Source organism: Hungatella sp., assembly GCF_046966825.1.
In genome coordinates this window covers 19,220-37,192 of record NZ_JBKVCZ010000018.1, presented here as the reverse complement: position 1 = coordinate 37,192, position 17,973 = coordinate 19,220, and the positions used below count along the sequence as shown (strand labels likewise).

The window sequence follows — 17,973 nt, the reverse complement described above, 5'->3', positions numbered from 1 at the left end:
TTATAGGGCGTATTGTCCCGTAACATGAAAAAAGGGTTCTTTTTTCGCTATTTTAATATTATAGCATAGCCTCTCTGGTTCGTCTATGATAATGGGGCAAAAAATCAGGGACTGCCCCCGCCGGAGTTCCCGCTTATGAATAAGTAAGAACCCGGTGTGCCAGTCCCATTCTGCCTGCTTTTTCCTGCTAAAACCGTCAGTATTTACTCAGAATTGCGGCGACCTCCTCCGGCCTTACATGACCGTAGGAATCGCTGTCCACCATCAGGTTCGGAGCGGTTTTGCACTGCTTTAGGCATTCCTTCATCATGATCTTGAACGCACCGGACTCTCTCGTCTCCACCGCCTTCAGCACCGCTTCAAAAACTTCAGCGGAACCCTCGCTGCCGCAGCGCGCTCCCGTGCAGACCGTGATGCAGTGTCCGTAAGGCGCCTTCTTAAAGCTGGGATACAGTTTGATCAGCTGTAAGAGAAGCGTCTGCTTCACGCCCAGTGCATCTGCCATCGCGCCGGTCTTCTCCGAGGGAATGTATCCGTACAGTTCCTGTACCTCCCGAAGCATCTCCACGATATTATCCTGGCTCTTCGCATCCTTCTGTCCGCCGTAGTAGTCCACGATTTCCTGCCACTGGCGTTCCTTCTGCTCTTCCTCCTCCATCTGCATTCTGAATTCATTTCTGTCCATGTCATTCACCAGCCCTTTCCCGCCTGTCCGGCATTACGCTCCCATCATACCAGATTTCGATCTATATTTCTATCCTTTCCTATTTCTGCCTGCCTATTCCTGTCACACAGGGCAACAGTCAGCTTACGCTAAGGGAATTTAGAAAAATGAAAGGGCTGTGAAAAAATGGAATTAAATTATCTCCATTTTTTCACAGCCACTTTCTGTCTTGTCTCTATTCTACCAGTTTCCCATTTTCATCCACCAGATATCCGTCCGGTGTCCTGGTATTCCGGTACATTTTTCCTCTGGTTCCGTCAGGTTCTTCATTAAAGTAGTAGTAAACTCCGTCAATGAGATACCATCCGGTCACCATCCGTCCTAAGGTGTTGTCGGAAACCGGATTCAAATAATAGGTATCTCCGTTTCCGTCCGTATACCATCCGGTCATCATGTATCCGTTTTCATCAAACCGGAACCAGTCGAAGGCAGACTGCCCGGCCAGGATATTGGCATAGGGATTAAATGCGGCAGCCCAGACATTTGCATAGCTTCCGTTGGCTCCGTAAAAATTCCAGCCGCCAGCCTCCTTCTGCCAGGTTCCTTCTGTCACGTATTCCGGAACACGAATTCCTTCTATCAGCTTCGTAGCGCCTCTGTAATTCACCGGCAGGCTGCTTTTCGATTCCCCGGTTCCGCTGGAGCCGGAGCTTCCTCCGTTATTTTCCGGTTTCTCCGGCTCTGCGGGCTGATCCGGTTCTTTATCCAGAACCTTGACGGTCCAGCCTACGGTAGTAGTCCTCTGATTGCCGGATTCGATGGTATTGGTCACCCTGCACTGATACTCATACGTTCCGGGAATCTCGGTGGAGGGCAGATAGCTGCTGCCCGCAGCTCCCTCTATGGCATTCCACTGACCGTCTCCATTCTTCACATACCACTGGTAGCTTAACGTTCCTCCGTCCGTCACCCATGCGGTGACGCCCATTTTAGCTGCCTTTTCACCCTTTGCATACTCCCTTTTGCCGGCATCAGAGCTGACAGTTGGATACTGTGCCCCTCCTTCCTCCCTGCCCAGCACCTGAACGCATGCAATCTTACTCATAACCTCTGCTGTCTGGTTTCCTGTTGCCTCGGGCTTGAAATTGATAATCTTACAGAAATAGTACGTAATCCCCGGCTTATCCATATGGGGAATGATCGTTTTTTCATTGTTATACATCGGGAGCCAGGCGGCGCCTGTCATGCTCTTTACATCGTTTTTAAACCACTGATATTCCACCTTTCCGCCGTCTTCCGATTTTGCATCAACCGTAAGAGTGATAAAGTTTCCGCTTCCCATTTCGCAGGTCTGCATCTCCTCATCCAAATCCTTTAAGAGGATCGGCGGTTTCGCATCGGTTACAGGCCCTGAAACCTCAATGAACCAGGTTGCATCGATGGTACTGTGATCGCCGGACAAAATGGTATTGGTCACGGCGCATTTATAACGAAACAGTCCGCTGTCTTTTGTGGAAGGCTTATAGCTCTTCTCGACAGCTCCTTCTATGAGCTTCCACTGACCGTCTGCCATCTCATACCACTGATAGCTTAATGTTCCTCCGTCCGTCACCCATGCATCCACTATCATGGCCTTCGGCTCTTCTCCCTTTGTATACTTTACCTCATTCGCATTGGAGCCGAGACTGGGGCGCTGTGCCTTTGCTTCTTCAACTACAATGGTAACTGCCTGCGTGGACACAGAGACTTCTTTCTCCTGTGTGGCCTTCTCGTTGGTATTGGTCACAACACACCAGTAATAGGTAGTTCCCAGTTCCTCGCTGGACGGCAGATAGTTGGAGCTTTTCGCACCGTCAATGGCTTCTGCGCCGCTCTGATCCGCCTTCAGGCTCCTGTACCACTGGTAGCTGATTTCTCCTCCATCCTTCGGATTCATTACGCCGATATATAACTCATCAGCCTTTTGATTCTGCTGGTATGTAACGGTTTTGGCTTCCAGATCCAAAGTAATCACCGGCTTATCGGCCTTTTCCGGCGGCGGATTTACCACGATCGTGGCAGTCTTACTGTTTATTTTGACCTCCTTCATGACACCGCTGAAGGATTTCTGGCTTGTCACCTGGCAGCGGTAGTATACAGTTCCTACTTCGTTTGTAGGGACAGGAAGGATATTCTGGGTTTTTCCGCTTAACAGCTCCCAGTTTTCTTTATCCGTACTCTGATACCACTGGCAGGTGAGCGTGCTGAAATTTTCACTCATGGCGTCGACCCGCAGTGACAGAGAATCCAGCTGGATACATTCCCTCGGCTTCTCGTCCAGATCAACAATAAAGTAAGGCTTATCCACCGCCATAGTATGGACATTTACCATAGTGCTGACAGCCTGGGCCGTCTTATTCACCGTGGCCTTCTCGTTGGTATTGGTGATGACGCACCAGTGGAAAATCTGGCCTGCCTTCTCCGTGGATGGCGTATAGGCAGGTTCCGTGGCTCCTTCAATCGCTGTGCCTGTGTCGTAATTGGCATTTATATTGCTATACCACTGATAGGATAAGGTGCCTCCGTCCTGGGACTCGGCCTTTATCCTTAATTCCTCGGCCTCATCTCCCACCCAATAATCGCTTTTTCCGGTGGTATCCAGGGTAATCTTCGGCTCCTCGGCATTCTCCACGGGTGCTTTTGGCTCCTCAATGATCACAATGACTCCGTAGGTTGCTTTGCTGGCCGTTTTCTTTCCTGTAGCCTGTAGATTTTCATTAGTAACCTCACAATCGTATAAGTGGATTCCTATCTCGCTGGAGGAAGGAGTGCAGGAAGGCTTGTTACTGTCCGGTATAAATTCAACAGAGTTGTTTCCCCTGTCGCCGTTTTCATCACAGATCGTCCTCCTCCACCGATAGTTGATGGTTCCCCCGTCTGTTGGCTCTGCCACTTCGATGGTTAAGGGTTCTGCAGTCTGATTGAGTTCATATCTGACAACGCTTTTCTTTTCTAAATTCTTAATAATAACCGGAGCCTCGGCATCCCAAAGCGGCTCGATCGTCCCGCCTTCTCCCTCCGGAAGAAGCGGCGTATCTGTGCCTGTTCCGTCAAAGGCAATGAGGGACGGAAGCTCAGCTCCCGCGGCAAGCTCTGTTTCCCCAGGCTGATTCCAGACATTCTTCGAAGCTGCTAAAAGCCGGAAAAACGTCATTAAGGAATCGTTGCCTGAAGCGGCGGAAAGAGTCTGGCCGTTGGCCGCCTTTTGAAGGTCTGACCAGCCCTCCTCTTTGAGCATTGCCTCCTCGCCCTCTTTTCCCAAAACCATATCCTGGCGGGCAGAGCAGTCTGTTATCATACCGGAGCTTCCCACATACCCTGCCAACCGGCCAAAGCTTTGCGCATTCTCCCCCAAAGCCGTAATTTTCACATTCAGCGCACAGCATTTTTCTATGTAGGCCCTGTAGGAAGCCACATAGCCTGCGATACCGCCGACGCCCGGGTTTTGATAACCAAAACCGCTATTCGCCGGCCCCGTAACCGTGCCTGTGGCGTAGCAGCGCTGTACAGCTCCCTCCTGCATCTGGCCCACCACGCCGCCGGCATGGCCGATTGCCATTGCTGATTCACTGGGCCATATCGACACGTCGCCGGTGGTATAGCAGTCCATAATCCACCCGTTGTCCTTTGCCGTTCCCACCAGACCGCCGGCGCTGACATTGACAGCGCCATCGTCCAAATCCTGATCAACGGTAATCTCGCAGGCAGAGTAGCACTGCTTCACATAGGAAGAGCCCTCTAAGACTCCCACCAGACTGCCTACATTACAGCCAGCGTCGCGATAAGACCTGGAATAGGCAGCAGTAACCGTAACGGTTCCCTCCACGCCCAACTGTTGTATTGTACTGCCTCCTGCCACATGGCGGAACAGGCCCACTGCATCCTGCCCCTTCATGGAATCCGGATCGGCCGTAATGGCCAGCCCCCGGATCACATGGCCGTTTCCGTTAAAGCTTCCTTTAAAATAGCTTTTCACGCTCTCACTCGGGTTTTCTGCTCCGGTTCCGATCATGATATTCCCGGCATTGTCAATATCTTCTAACAGCTCATACTTTGTCTCCCTGCTGGCCTGATTGGTATCCGGATCATTGACTAACTCCGTCAGTCTCTCAAGCTCCTCCAGGCTGCTGATGGTGTAGGTTTTTCCTGCTTCCAATTCAGTCACGGTGTCGTCCAGGGGGATTTCCGCCTGTCTTTTAGACGCCGCAGACGGGGTGGCCGCATTGCTGTCCGTCGCCTTCCGGCCAGCGAACTCTGCACTTAGTCCCTGATCCTTAGAAAGCTGGGCGTCCTCCCACGCGAAGCTTGGCGCTCCCGACATGGAAAAGACCATGGAAAGCGTGAGAAATACAGATAAAATCCGCTTTCCGTTCTTCATTTTTCTCATTTCATTTCCTCCTTATTTTATTTCTGCGGGCAGCAAGCCAGGCAGACACGCCGGCGCACCCATTTGGCGACTGCCAAAGGAGTCAAATCCCACATTTCTCTACCGTGAATTATAGCATGAACCATGACGGCGTTTTGGACACCGTGCTATAAGTCACGTTTTCGGAGATAAAAATCAACTCCCTTTTTCGGCTTCAAAAGAAGGAAAATTGAAAAGGCTGTGAAAAAATGGAATGAAATCAACTCCATTTTTTCACAGCCCTTTAAACGTTTATATCCTGTAAAACCATGATCAGCCCTTCACCGTCAGACTTCCGTCAGTACCATCTGCACAGCCGGATAATCGCCCATAATCATCGGGATGGATATCCCGGCATTCATCAGCGCGCTGCCGCTGTAGATACGGCCATTTTCCTCCAGACGATACCGTTTCTCCGGGTCAAGGCCGCGGAGCTTAAACCAGAGGTCAGGGGCATTAGCCCTCACATGAGTGATCACCAGATTAAGCAGAGTCCTCGTCTTATCGCCGGATACAAACTGCCACGCGGTGAAACCGGAATCTCCCTGCGGACTGGTGAGACGGTAGTAATCCCCGTTGTGAATCAGGTCATAATACTTCTTATAGTCTTCCACCTGCGCCTTCACTGCTTCTTTTTCATCCTCGGTCAGGAGATTTAAATCCATCTCATAACCGAAGCTGCCGGCCATGGCCACCACGCCGCGCGTCGCAAGCGGTGTCCTTCGTCCCGTCTGATGGTTCGGTATGGCCGATACGTGGGAGCCGACGGCCGAAATCGGATAGAAGAACGAAGTTCCGTACTGAATCTCCAGCCGCTCGATGCCATCCGTATCGTCGCTGCCCCAGATCTGCGGCGAGTAATACAGGATAGCCGGATCGAAACGGCCGCCTCCGCCGCTGCAGCCCTCGAAAAGGATATTGGGAAATGACGACGTAAAGCGCTCCATCAGGTCATAGATGCCCAGCACATAGCGGTGGTAAACCTCGCCCTGGCGTTCTTTGGGGAGAACGGCGCTGTAGACATCACAGATACTGCGGTTCATATCCCATTTTACATACTCGACATTGGCGCTCTTTAAGACCGCAGCAATCGAATCGAATACGTAGTCCCTGACCTCGCTCCTGGACATGTCGAGCACCAGCTGATTCCTGCTTCTGCACGGTTTTCTGCCCGGTATCGTCAAAGCCCAGTCCGGATGCTCCCGGTACAGGCGGCTGTCCTCATTTACCATTTCCGGCTCGATCCAGATGCCGAATTTCATGCCCAGACCGTTGATGCCTGTAACCAGATCCGTCAGTCCGCCCTTCAGCTTATCCGTATTGACGAACCAGTCTCCCAGGCCCGCATTGTCGCTGTCCCGGCTGCCAAACCAGCCGTCATCCAGCACCAGCATCTCGATGCCCAGCTCCGATGCCTGTCTGGCAATGGAGAGAATCTTCTCTTCATTAAAATCAAAGTAGGTGGCCTCCCAGTTGTTGATAAGGACCGGCCTCCTGGCAAACTTATATTTTCCCCGGCACAGATTGTGGCGGATAATGGAATGGAAATTGGCAGACATACGGCCCAGGCCGCTTCCGCTGTAGGTCATCATGAGCTGAGGCGTGTCGAAGGCCTCTCCCGGCTCCAGCCGGTACTCAAAGAATTCCGGATTTATTCCGCATACGGCCCGCACGGAATCCATCTGGTCCATCTCGATCTCCATGGAAAAGCTGCCGCTGTAAATCAGAGACAAGCCGTAACAGCCGCCGTGTTCCTCCGTCGCGTCAGGCGAGCACAGAATCACACCGGGATTGTGCTGATGGCTGGAGGTGCCTCTCCGGCTTCCCACCTCCATCGTCCCATGCATCAGCGGAAGGCGCTCCAGCCTTCGCTCCATGGCGTGCCGCCCGTGGAAATGAATCGCTTCCCAGGAGCCGTTCGGCAGTTCCAGACAGGCGGACATCATCTTCTCCAGCCTGACCGCCTCCTTTCCTCCATTGGTGATTCTGGCGGAGCGGGCGATCACATCGCGGTCCGCAAATACGACGTAGTACAGCTCCAGTTTCAGGGAAGACGCCGCGTCCTCCAGGAATATCACCAGCGTTTCCGCCGTTTCATCCTCGTCGAACAGGCACGGCAGCCCCGGAATCTTATGGGCCCCCTCCCGGATCTCCCAGGAGACATAGCGGAAGTCGGCAGCCCGCGTTCCGTCCGCCTGACACACGCCCACACAGTTGTTCCGGTAATCCCCCACTCCATAGGAGGGAAATTCCTGAGGCAGCGTATCCAGGGAAAATGTTCTGTCCTCCCCCGCCTCGTAAGGATTTCCGGAAAATCCCACGTCTTTTCTGTGCAGCAGGTAATCCATAGTACAGTCCTCTACCCTTGCGCCATAGTAGAGATGAAGCAGAATCCCGTAATCGCCTGCCTTCATCTGATAAGTCGTCCGTTTCGTCTGAAGCGTAAATACCTGTTCTGCCTGATTCATAATGATAGCCATAACCTGATCTCCTTATAATTTTATACTCAACTTTCCCAGCTTGAAAACCGCTGCTAAAGCAGCGTATTCAAGCCAAACAACGATTTATTTATGATTATTGACATAAAATATGCGCCAATCTTTGGTATAATAAGAGTGCGAACCGTCACCATACCAAACAAGAAAGGCGCATACTCTTATGATAAACTATAATGACCATTTTGACCATACCGAAAATCAATTTTTTACTGCAATAAAAGAACTTAAGCTTGGCATGCTTCTCCGTCAATCAAATATAACCAAATCCTGTGGCATTCCAGCACTTAAGGTGTTTGAGTTTCTCCTCCTGCTCGTGTTTCAGGGGAAGAACTTGTTCCAATTCCTTAACTCTAAGCGGAGAGAACAGGCCGTTTCTAAAAATACTTATTATCGCTTTTTGAATGATACTTCCTATAATTGGAGGAAATTTCTGGTTTTACTGGCGGCCAGAGTGATATCTGCCTTTACTCAGTTAACCAGACCAGAGCGCATTCGCGTCTTTGTTTTGGATGATTCCGTTATTAAGCGCAATCGCAGTAAACAAGTGGAACTTCTTGCCAGAGTTTATGATCATGTGGAGCATAAATTTCAAAAAGGATTCACGCTTCTGACGCTTGGCTGGTCCGACGGCTATAGTTTTCTCCCGGTTGGTTTCAACATGCTTTCTTCTGCCAAGAAGAAAAACCGTTATCAGGAGATATCTGACTCAATCGATCGCCGTACCAATGGCTATAAAAACCGAAATGAAAGTCTGATGGCAAAGCCACAAGCTGCTGTTTTGCTGTTGAAACGTGCACTTAACGCAGGAATTCATGCGGATTATGTTCTGATGGATTCCTGGTTTACTACTGAACCCATGCTCAAAGAGCTCCAGGGCATTGGTCTTGATGCGATTGGAATGGTAAAACAGCTAAAACAGCGATATCTTTATCAGGGGAAATCCTATACTCTGCCACAGCTGCGTAAGTTTATGCGGCATGAAAATGCAGTCAATATCTTTGGCTCTGTTCTGGTTCATACCCGGGATGGAATTCCAGTAAAAATCGTGTTCATTCGTAATCGGAACAAGAAAAGTGAATGCCTGTATCTGTTAAGCACCGATTGTAGTTTGAACGAAAGTGAAATTGTACGGATTTATGGAAATCGATGGTCGATCGAATGCTTTTTTAAAGCTACAAAATCCTTGTTGAAACTGGGAACAGAATTCCAAAGCCGCAGTTACGACGCGATAGTGAGTCATACAACCATTGTATTCACCAGATATATTCTACTGGAATGGATACGCAGGAATCAAAATGACCAAAAAACCTATGGTGAATTATTCTACCTGCTCTGTGAAGATATACAGGATATGGATTTAACCACCTCCCTGACGAGCCTCATGGCTCTATTTGTGGAGCAATTAAGCAATCTGTCTATTGGAATCACAGCGATTATAAAAAGTAAAGTAAACGATTGGATGCAATCCCAAGCCACATATATTCAGGCTTTATTTGGAAATCTGTGCTGGGAAAGTTGAGTTTTATATAAAAGTATTTTTCTGACACTCTTTGAGATGCGGCTGAAACAGCCTCAAGTAAAACCACGCGTTGCCGTAAGCCGTCAATGAAAATCCGCACATGAGCCAGATCAGAAGATAGACGGGAAAAAGCTTCGCATCCACCATGGTAAAATACATCGGCAGGCATGTGAGGGCGGCCGTGGCAATCAAGTATCCCGGCTTGTGAAAGGCGAAATAGAATGCATGGCCGGCCAGCTTACCCAGGGTGTTGGAAAATGCGGCAATGACCGGAAATATGTAAAGCAGCAGCACTCCCGTGATCAGCCCGATACCGATAAAGCCACAGGACAGGAGAAGGGCTTCCACCGCGGCAAAAACCGCCCAGATGGCCGTCGCCTGCATGAAGTTCTGCTTAAAGCTGTGAAAAAATGCCTTCCAGACCGTGACATCTTTATCCTTATGGAGTTTCAGCGCCGTGTAATACATGGCCGTGGTCGAGGCCCCGATCGTCACGATGGGGAGACTCGTCACAAGCCAGAGGATATTTAACGCGATCATATTTCCCAGGAATCCGAATATCTGCCCGAAAATACTGTCTTCACTCAATACATTCATCGTTTCACACATCCCTTTCTCTCTGCCGTTATCCTATAGTTTTCTATCCTACAGCTTTCCGCCGGAAGTTGCAATACCTTCAATAAACTGTTTCTGGAATATTAAGTAGATCACAATCATCGGCACACAGGCCAGCAGAGAAGCCGCCATCAGCTGCGGATAATTATTCGTATACTGCCCCTGCATCTTCGCCAGCGCGGCGGACAGCGGCATCACCGTCTTGTTGCAGATCATGGGCCACATCAGATCCTTGTAGGCAAACACCGCGGTAAAGATACCGAGGGCCACCATGCCGGAGCGGGTCAGGGGCGCCATGATGTATAAAAATGTCTGACCGATATTGCAGCCGTCCAGACGTGCCGCCTCTTCCAGATCCTTCGGAAGTCCCAGATACGCCTGCCTCAGCAGAAATGTTCCGAACGCGGTCACAAGCCCCGGGAATATCAGGGCAAACACGGTGTCCAAAAGGCCCATCTTACTCACCATTAAATACTGCGGAATGATGAAAATCTGTCCGGGCACCATCATCTGAAACAGGACCAGGGAAAACATGAAGTTCTTTCCCTTAAAATTCAGCCGTGCAAACGCATAGGCCGCCATGGTCGCCGTGAGGACCGCGGCCGCGACACGGCCCACGATCAGCAGGATGGTATTGATGTACAGCTGAAGGAAATTCATATTATCGATAACCGTCTTAAAATTATCCGTCTGCCATACGGCCGGGAAGATGACGAACGGATTGACAGAAGTTGCCTCTGTTGATGTCTTAAATGCGGTGAGCGCCATCCAGATAAACGGCACGAGCATCGTAATGCTTACCAGGATCAAAACAACGTGAATGGATATGGCTGCCGCCTTTTTCTTTTTTTCCATGTTTCGTCTCCCCCTCTCTAATTATAATAAACCCATTTTTTCTGCGCCTTCATCTGGAATACCGTGATGATCATGATGATGGCCAGAAGTACAACGACAATGGTGGAACCAAGGCCCTTGTTATTCTGTACGAAGGAATACTGATAGAATAAGTAGACCAGGGACTGGGTCTTGGAGAGCGCCGGATTGTTTCTGTCCATAACCATGAAGATTAAGTCAAATACCTGAAGCGCGCCGATCACTCTGGTCACCGTCACGAAGAAAATAGTCGGCGACAGAAGCGGAACGGTGATATGGAAAAACTGGTAGATCCCGCTTGCACCGTCGATATTGGACGCCTCATAGTAATCCTTCGGAATCTCCTGAAGCCCCGATAAGAACAGGACCATGTTGTAGCCGATGATGGACCACACGCCGATGACACCGATGGAATAGACGGCGATATTCGGGTTGGAGATCCAGTTAATATTGGTTCCGAACACGTTGTTTAAAAGGCCGAACTCCGAGTTAAAGAGCCATCTCCACACCATGGCAATCGCCGCGGGGGCCGCAACCATGGGGAGGAAGAAGATCGTACGGTAAGCGGCCCGCCCCTTCATCTTCCGGTTCAGCAGCACGGCCAGAACCAGAGCAATGATGATGGAAAACGGCACTTCCACGATGGCGTATTTGAATGTATTAAGCAGCGACTGCCATACCTCCGGGTCCGTTAAGACCCTTTGGTAATTGGCCAGGCCGATGAAGATGTTGCCCTTTCCGAAATCGCCTGTCTTGAAGAAGCTCTCATAGATCGTCTTGATAATCGGATAGATGTTCAGTACAATCAGTCCGATCATGGTCGGCAGGATAAACGCCCAGCCCCATAAAAACTCGTTCTTTTCCCGGCTGGTGATCTTTCTTTTTATTTTCAATTCTGTTCCCTTTGCCACAGAAATCCCTCCTTCTCGTACCAGAGCGTGTTTGAATATTCATATCCGAATTGTTCAAACACGCTCCAGGCCTTACTCGTCTGCCAGCATCTGATCCATTTTTTCTGAAATTGTCCCGCATACGGCAGCCATATCCTGATTACCGGACCATGCCTCTTTTAACTCGGTCGTCATCATATTCCACCATACGAGAGTGCTTCTGGAATGCGGACGAAATACGATATCACCGTTCATCATATCCAGATAAGGCTGTAAATGGAACTTATCCGTGTTATTTACCCATTCATCGGATACGCCTTCATAGGCCGCCATGGTAACCCCCAGCTGTGCCTGCTTTAACTGCATATCCTTCGTTCCAAGGAACTCGATCAGCTTCCAAGCCGCCTCCGGATTCTTTGTGTTGGCGCTGGCCGCCCATCCTAAACCATTGTATAAAGAAACGCGTTTTCCGGTCTCCGCATCCTTTGGAAGAACCGCTACGTCGCAGTGCTCTGCTATGTATTCGTTGTCCTTAAATGCAGCCACCATCCAGGAGCCCTGGGACAGCATTGCAATCTTGCCGGAACCGAGAAGTACATCGGTGCCCGTCTCAGACATAACCGCTGCCGGAGGCATTGCGTCTTTTACCAGCTTATCCACGTATTCCATAGCTTTAATGGTGTTTGGATCATCAAAACCAGACTTCTTCATATCATCAGAAATGACATTTCCGCCCATGGAGTAGATCACGTTCATCCAGCCGTCCTGCTCGTTGGAGGGGTTCATGGCGATTCCGTACTGGCTTCCGTCGTCCTTAGTCAGCTTCACCGCCGCATCGTACAAATCATCCCAGGTCCAGGTATCATCCGGATAGGCGATTCCGGCCTCATCGAACATATCCTTGTTGTACCATAAGGCAATGGTGTCGATGTCCTTCGGTACCGCGTAGGTCTTTCCGTCGTACTGGTACATTTCCTTAATATCGGACGGGAACTTATCCATCTCCAGTTTTTCGCTGGAGGCTACTTTATCGGTGAGATCCAGAAGAATGTCGTTGGACATATACTTTGTCGCCTCGTTGGAGTGCATCCAGAATACGTCAGGCATGTCGCCGCCTGAGGCTCCCGCCTCTAAAAGTGTCCAGTAGCTGTCCCATGTGATTACCTGTAAATCGGTCTCGATTCCGGTCTCCTTCGTAAAATCGGCGAGGATCTGATCCAGTCCCGGCTTCTGTCCGTTATCCCAAATTGCTACATTTAATTTTCCGCCTGCGTCCGCAGCCGGTGTATTTCCCGCTTCTTTGCTGCCGCCTGATGAAGAATTTCCGCCGCCGCATGCCGTTAAAGATACCGCCATCGTCGCCGCCATGGTAAGTGCTATACCTTTTTTCCACAATTTGATCACTTTTATTTCCTCCTTGCAATCCTGATTCATTCTGAGTTTTCGTTATTATTACCATCTGATTTTCTTCATCGGCCAATGAATTTTTCTTTTATTTGTGCACATCTTGTAATTATGTCTTCGTTTCTGTGACTATATATTAGCACATTGCCACTCTCACCGTAAATGGAAATACCCTGATACAAATATACCAAAATGCTTTCTTGTGCGAAATATCTTGAAGTCACCTCGCATTTTGGTATATAATATTTATAATTAATTCCCAGAAACCAATAGAGCGGAGGTGCTTTTTTGTCTAATTTTTCATTTGCCCTGTTTACCGATAAGAATTTCGTTGACTGTACCCTGTTTCAATACGGATGGGAGAAATGTGATCCGCACCACTCCTTCGGGCCGGCGGCGCGCAACCATTATCTGTTTCACTATATCATTTCCGGAAAGGGACTCTTCGTCTCTACCGACAGCAGCAAAAAGGATACGGAATACCATCTTCACGCCGGTCAGGGCTTCTTAATCTCGCCCGGCCAGACCAATACGTACATTGCCGATTCCCTGGACCCGTGGGAATACGCGTGGGTGGAATTCGACGGCCTGAAGGCGCCGGAGATCATCGCCCTGTCCGGCCTGTCCTTCGATCTGCCGGTTTACAACAGCAACAATCCGGCCATGGAACAGGTCTTAAAAGACGAGATGATCTATATTGCCGGCCATACGACTGAATCTTCCTTTCATTTGATCGGCCACCTTTATCTGGCTCTCGACGCGCTGATCAAGTCCTCCAACCGCCGTATGACGGCTGTGGGCGGCCAGCTGAAGGATTTTTATGCCCGGGAGGCGGTCTCCTTTGTGGAACACAACTACCAGAACGATATCACGGTGGAGGACATTGCCGCCTTCTGCAACTTAAACCGCAGCTATTTCGGCAAGATCTTTAAGGATGTCCTCTCTGTTACGCCGCAGGAATTCCTGATCCGTTTCCGTATGGCAAAGGCCTGCGAGTACATGGAGACGACCAATCTTCCCATTGGAGAGATCAGCGCACGGGTCGGTTACCCCAGCCAGCTGCATTTTTCCAGGGCCTTTAAAAAAACGTATGGCCAACCTCCACGGGAATGGAGATTGGCCAATCAGCATAAGTAATTTTGTATTCAGTTTTATTTCAGGATTTCCCCGGTCTGGGCTCCCGCCTCATCCCCTACCAGATTATACGCCTCCTGCTTATAATGGTAGGAATCCTTCATCAGCCCCCTGTCGCGGAATGTGCGAAAGGACCGTGATGTCATGAAAATGGTATCCACGGAGGCCGCCAGCTCCTCCTGGGCCTCCTGCATGGGAACGTAGAGGTCCGGCTGCTCCCTGTGGTTTCCGATCTGAATCAAAAAGATATTCTCAACCCCCAGCGCCTGAAAGGCCTGGAACAAGGTCAGCGTCTTCTCTTTATATTCTTCCTTTGTCATCCCATTGTCCGCATCCGTGCAGCCCTGACACCAGACCATCCCGATCGAATGCACCGCGATCTTCTGAGACTCCACAAAGCTTAAGCACGCGGAAAACCGCGCCGCTGCGTCCTTAAAATACGGAGTACCCGGCTGCCATTCCCGTATGCTGGAACCTCCCTTGGAACATGACACTGCGATAACCGGCCGTCCCGTCTTTCGATAACACGCATTTACAAACGCAGCCACCATGGAGCCGGTCTTCATGCCTGGCTCCCAGACTCCTCCCTCACGGTTCTCATTTACTCCAAATGGTTCCACAAGCGGCACCAGTATGTCCGGCTCCGTCACCGCCCGGTATTCCCAGGCAGCACCGGGCAGCACCTTCGGGGCCAGCTGATCGTCGCCGCGTCCGGCCATATTGCTCTGTCCCATAAATAACAGAATATCTGCTTCCATCATAAGTCCTCTCCTGTTCCAATTGTTTACAGAGCCTTCCGGGCATCCCTCTCGCACCGGTAACGGTTTAACATATCCACAATCTGCATTCTCGTATACGGCTTAATAATAAAGCCGAACGCACGAATCTTCCACGCTTCCAGCGAGAACCCGGGTATTCCGGATAAGAGAACTACCTCCGGCGGATCTGGAAGCTGATATATCTTGGATGCCAGCGTGATCCCGCTGATATCCGGCATCACCACGTCAGAAAATACGATATCCACAGGATTCTCCTTCACATATTGAATCGCCGCAATCGCTTCACCGAAGCTGCCGCACAGCTCGACGTCCTCCATCTCCCTTAGTATTCTGGTAATTTTTTCCAGAAGTTCTTCTGAATTGTCCACTACAATTGCCCTGATACTCATAACCCCTCCTGATTTTCATCTAAAAAGAAGCCCCGGAATATCGCTATTCCAACAGCCTCCGGTAATCGAAATTATTTCCTTTGTTAAGAAATACGATACCATAAAAATGAAAAGAAGTCTATCTTTATGATAAATTATCCTTCCAGTACCAATAATAAGAGGAAATTAGGATTTATAAATGGTAAAATAGAAAAACACCAGGAAGACGGAGATCACTTAAAATGGAATGGAACGAAAAATTACAAAGAATCATCGATTATGTGGAAGACCATCTGCAGCGGCGGGAAGAACCCATTGACGAAAACGTGGTATCGGACATTGCGGGCTGCTCCTTTGGTTTCTTTCAGAAGGTCTTTTCCTATATGAATGGAATCAGTTTTTCCGAGTACGTCCGCTCCAGAAAACTGACGCTGGCCGGCTATGACTTAAAAAGCACGGATTTAAAGGTGGTTGATATCAGCTATAAGTACGGCTATGCCTCGCCGACCTCCTTTACGAAAGCCTTCCAGCAGTTTCACGGCATAACGCCCAAAGAAGCAAGGGATGGCCGTTCAGAATTAAAAATAGCGCCGAAGATGCAGATATCAAACAGACAGCAGTATTCGTGGCATATCGATCAGAAAGAGTCTTTCCGGCTTATCGGTAAAAGCAAAACATTTTCCTGTAAAAACGGAGAGCACTACCTCCAGATTCCCAAATTCTGGAGCGAATGCCATGCGCGGGGCGATACGGCGAAGCTGATTTCGCTGGACCGCGGTAATCCAAAAGGAATCTTCGGTCTGTTTACTGATTTTTGTAAACAGCGCGATGAGACGGTCTATTCCATCATGGTAATATCCGATCAGGAAGCGCCTCCGGGATTTGATGAGATCGTCATTCCCCCAGCCGCATGGGCCGTCTTCGACTGCCATGGTAAAATACCGCAGTCCATACACCATGGCTGGAAGTATCTTAACGAGGAGTGGCTTTTAAAGTACCCCTTTAAACATGCGCCCTGCCCCGAGTTAGAATGGTACAGTGAAGGGGATCAGACCAGCGATACGTATAAGGCCCAGATATGGATACCCATTATAGAAGAACGATGAAAATGCAAAAAGGAGCAGCGTTATGAGCGAAAAATATACATTTGATGATTTTTTATCCACTGTCGATGGAGATAACCGGGAGTTTGTAAGGGAACTGCATGAAGAGCTGACGAAACTCGGCTGCAAAACAGAGATAAAGCAGGCAAAAAGCGGCTATGTCGTCTCCTGCCTTCAGAATAAAAAGACGATCCTCAACTACGTATTCCGCAGAAAGGGACTGATGGTCCGCATCTATCCAAACCATCTGGCGGACTACATGGAGGTGTTCGATACCATCTCCGACGAGCTGGCAAAGGCCATCCAGGACGCGCCTGTGTGCAAACGCCTGTTGGACCCATCCGCATGCAACTCCAAATGCGCCATGGGCTACGACTTTGTCCTGAAAGGGCAGCGGCAGCAAAAATGCCGCAGCAGTGCATTCTTCTTTTTACTTACCAGCGATAACAGGGCTTTCGCAAAAGCACTGCTGTTAAACGAGGCAAATACAGCCGTACAACCTTAAAAATACGTAATTCCTAACCGGAAAGGAATAACAATTATAAGAAATATGGAACCGCCGTTTCGAATCGAAAACGCCTTCAGGTACAAAACCTGGAGGCGCTTTTGGTATCAGCTGTTATGTTTTATGGAACTTTTCCATGCATCCAGTTATCTTTTTTCCAACATCCAATCCAGGATCCTGCGGATATAAGCATCCCAGAAATCCCAGTTATGTCCGCCTGGTCCTTCTTCGTAGACAAGATCTGCCTGCATATCTTCCATGCGCATTTTCACAGAACGGTTAATATCATATAGGAAATCTTCGGTACCGCAGGCCTGATACAGACTGGGTACCATATGGTTATTCCTGCACTGTTCATATAATGCAAACAAATCCTTGTCACTGCCGGAAAGCATTTCCGGGTTCCGGAAGATATCATGCCAAGGGAATGGGTTATCTATGGCGCCCTCCGATGCCTTCTTATATAAAGCTGCAATGTCCAGCGCTCCGGACATGCTGGCAGCCTTTGCATACAGATGCGGCGCTGACAAGGCCAGGTACCAGGCTCCGTAGCCTCCCATGGAGAATCCGGCAATATAGGTGTCCTCCTTTTTGGAGGAAACAGGAAACACGCTTGTGACGAATACGGGAAGTTCTTCCGTAAAAAAGGTGCGGTAGGCGCTTCCGTGATACATGTCCTGATAGAAGAAGTTACCCGCAGAGGCCATGACCACGGCGCAGCACCGTTCCTGGGCATACCGCTCGATATTGCTGTAACGGATCCAGGAGCTGAAATCCCCATAGGCGCCGTGCAGAAGATAGACTACAGGTAAGCCGGTTTCATATTGATACTGTTTTTGTACATCCTGATCCACAATCTGTTCATTTCCCTGTGGAGTTGGGATGATAACATTAATTGCAATATTATTTCCCAGTGTAGAACTATAATAGTGACATGTCATACTTGCCATAAAAATTCCTCCTTATCAAAAATTATTTTCATTATACTGTAGACGAAAATCATATACTAGACGAAAATTGCTCTGTCCTGGTCAAAAACGAACGTATCTTGTTCTCTTAAAAGGGATAGTTTTTTTATGTTTGATCCCTTTTCAGTCAAAATATACGATTAAGCAATCATTTTCTCATGGTATCCTACGTGAAATATTCAAAATTCATTTCGTTCAAAAGAGCAAAA

General features: G+C 49.3%; 14 protein-coding genes. 5 read left to right on the top strand and 9 right to left on the bottom strand.

The window, feature by feature from the left end:
- Nucleotides 1–196: 196 nt before the first annotated feature.
- Nucleotides 197–685: an NAD(P)H-dependent oxidoreductase subunit E gene (locus ACLTD4_RS08180; protein ID WP_147335889.1), complete on the bottom strand. Its 489-nt coding sequence runs from the start codon at nucleotides 683–685 to the stop codon at nucleotides 197–199.
- A 1,151-nt stretch (nucleotides 686–1,836) separates the two neighbouring features.
- On the opposite strand from ACLTD4_RS08180, the gene ACLTD4_RS08175 reads away from it, so the two are divergent.
- A complete protein-coding gene (locus ACLTD4_RS08175) occupies nucleotides 1,837–1,938 on the top strand; it encodes a hypothetical protein (RefSeq protein ID WP_117502070.1) in 102 nt (33 codons plus the stop codon).
- Between the two features lie 3,457 nt (nucleotides 1,939–5,395).
- Here the strand turns inward: ACLTD4_RS08175 and ACLTD4_RS08170 are convergent.
- Complete coding sequence (locus tag ACLTD4_RS08170) at nucleotides 5,396–7,588, bottom strand: alpha-galactosidase (RefSeq protein WP_117622582.1); 2,193 nt, start codon at nucleotides 7,586–7,588, stop codon at nucleotides 5,396–5,398.
- Between the two features lie 178 nt (nucleotides 7,589–7,766).
- Here ACLTD4_RS08170 and ACLTD4_RS08165 point away from each other — a divergent pair, with 178 nt between their 5' ends.
- Nucleotides 7,767–9,125 (top strand): transposase, encoded by a 1,359-nt coding sequence (locus ACLTD4_RS08165; RefSeq protein ID WP_195521993.1) that lies wholly within the window; start codon nucleotides 7,767–7,769, stop codon nucleotides 9,123–9,125.
- A gap of 3 nt (nucleotides 9,126–9,128) precedes the next feature.
- Here ACLTD4_RS08165 and ACLTD4_RS08160 read toward each other — a convergent pair whose 3' ends face one another.
- The 4 genes from ACLTD4_RS08160 to ACLTD4_RS08145 all read right to left on the bottom strand — a co-directional run bounded on the left by ACLTD4_RS08160 (nucleotide 9,129) and on the right by ACLTD4_RS08145 (nucleotide 12,937).
- A complete protein-coding gene (locus tag ACLTD4_RS08160) occupies nucleotides 9,129–9,722 on the bottom strand; it encodes a YesL family protein (RefSeq protein WP_242840516.1) in 594 nt (197 codons plus the stop codon).
- Between the two features lie 48 nt (nucleotides 9,723–9,770).
- On the bottom strand, nucleotides 9,771–10,595 hold the full coding sequence (locus ACLTD4_RS08155; RefSeq protein ID WP_002602034.1) for a carbohydrate ABC transporter permease: 825 nt from the start codon (nucleotides 10,593–10,595) through the stop codon (nucleotides 9,771–9,773).
- Nucleotides 10,596–10,612: 17 nt separating this feature from the next.
- Nucleotides 10,613–11,524 (bottom strand): carbohydrate ABC transporter permease, encoded by a 912-nt coding sequence (locus ACLTD4_RS08150; protein ID WP_002602035.1) that lies wholly within the window; start codon nucleotides 11,522–11,524, stop codon nucleotides 10,613–10,615.
- A gap of 72 nt (nucleotides 11,525–11,596) precedes the next feature.
- Entirely contained in the window at nucleotides 11,597–12,937 is a 1,341-nt protein-coding gene (locus ACLTD4_RS08145; protein WP_055657920.1) for an ABC transporter substrate-binding protein, read from the bottom strand.
- A gap of 258 nt (nucleotides 12,938–13,195) precedes the next feature.
- On the opposite strand from ACLTD4_RS08145, the gene ACLTD4_RS08140 reads away from it, so the two are divergent.
- On the top strand, nucleotides 13,196–14,044 hold the full coding sequence (locus ACLTD4_RS08140) for an AraC family transcriptional regulator (RefSeq protein ID WP_002602037.1): 849 nt from the start codon (nucleotides 13,196–13,198) through the stop codon (nucleotides 14,042–14,044).
- A 14-nt stretch (nucleotides 14,045–14,058) separates the two neighbouring features.
- Here ACLTD4_RS08140 and ACLTD4_RS08135 read toward each other — a convergent pair whose 3' ends face one another.
- Both ACLTD4_RS08135 and ACLTD4_RS08130 read right to left on the bottom strand, forming a co-directional pair.
- Nucleotides 14,059–14,802, bottom strand: a complete 744-nt coding sequence (locus tag ACLTD4_RS08135) for a sialate O-acetylesterase (RefSeq protein ID WP_412331230.1) — start codon at nucleotides 14,800–14,802, stop codon at nucleotides 14,059–14,061.
- A gap of 23 nt (nucleotides 14,803–14,825) precedes the next feature.
- Nucleotides 14,826–15,209 (bottom strand): LytR/AlgR family response regulator transcription factor, encoded by a 384-nt coding sequence (locus tag ACLTD4_RS08130; RefSeq protein WP_055657922.1) that lies wholly within the window; start codon nucleotides 15,207–15,209, stop codon nucleotides 14,826–14,828.
- A 221-nt stretch (nucleotides 15,210–15,430) separates the two neighbouring features.
- On the opposite strand from ACLTD4_RS08130, the gene ACLTD4_RS08125 reads away from it, so the two are divergent.
- Nucleotides 15,431–16,294: an AraC family transcriptional regulator gene (locus ACLTD4_RS08125; RefSeq protein ID WP_117622580.1), complete on the top strand. Its 864-nt coding sequence runs from the start codon at nucleotides 15,431–15,433 to the stop codon at nucleotides 16,292–16,294.
- 22 nt (nucleotides 16,295–16,316) lie between these two features.
- Nucleotides 16,317–16,796: a hypothetical protein gene (locus ACLTD4_RS08120; protein ID WP_117622579.1), complete on the top strand. Its 480-nt coding sequence runs from the start codon at nucleotides 16,317–16,319 to the stop codon at nucleotides 16,794–16,796.
- Between the two features lie 146 nt (nucleotides 16,797–16,942).
- On the opposite strand, the gene ACLTD4_RS08115 is transcribed toward ACLTD4_RS08120, so the two are convergent.
- Nucleotides 16,943–17,746, bottom strand: coding sequence for an alpha/beta hydrolase (locus ACLTD4_RS08115; RefSeq protein WP_243008294.1), 804 nt, complete (start codon nucleotides 17,744–17,746; stop codon nucleotides 16,943–16,945).
- Between the last annotated feature and the right edge of the window lie 227 nt (nucleotides 17,747–17,973).

Coding starts and splice junctions, on each gene's coding strand:
- ACLTD4_RS08180 (WP_147335889.1), bottom strand. CDS start 685: ATGGACAGAAATGAATTCAGAATGCAGATGGAGGAGGAAGAGCAGAAG.
- ACLTD4_RS08170 (WP_117622582.1), bottom strand. CDS start 7,588: ATGGCTATCATTATGAATCAGGCAGAACAGGTATTTACGCTTCAGACG.
- ACLTD4_RS08165 (WP_195521993.1), top strand. CDS start 7,767: ATGATAAACTATAATGACCATTTTGACCATACCGAAAATCAATTTTTT.
- ACLTD4_RS08160 (WP_242840516.1), bottom strand. CDS start 9,722: ATGAATGTATTGAGTGAAGACAGTATTTTCGGGCAGATATTCGGATTC.
- ACLTD4_RS08155 (WP_002602034.1), bottom strand. CDS start 10,595: ATGGAAAAAAAGAAAAAGGCGGCAGCCATATCCATTCACGTTGTTTTG.
- ACLTD4_RS08145 (WP_055657920.1), bottom strand. CDS start 12,937: ATGAATCAGGATTGCAAGGAGGAAATAAAAGTGATCAAATTGTGGAAA.
- ACLTD4_RS08135 (WP_412331230.1), bottom strand. CDS start 14,802: ATGATGGAAGCAGATATTCTGTTATTTATGGGACAGAGCAATATGGCC.
- ACLTD4_RS08130 (WP_055657922.1), bottom strand. CDS start 15,209: ATGAGTATCAGGGCAATTGTAGTGGACAATTCAGAAGAACTTCTGGAA.
- ACLTD4_RS08125 (WP_117622580.1), top strand. CDS start 15,431: ATGGAATGGAACGAAAAATTACAAAGAATCATCGATTATGTGGAAGAC.
- ACLTD4_RS08120 (WP_117622579.1), top strand. CDS start 16,317: ATGAGCGAAAAATATACATTTGATGATTTTTTATCCACTGTCGATGGA.
- ACLTD4_RS08115 (WP_243008294.1), bottom strand. CDS start 17,746: ATGGCAAGTATGACATGTCACTATTATAGTTCTACACTGGGAAATAAT.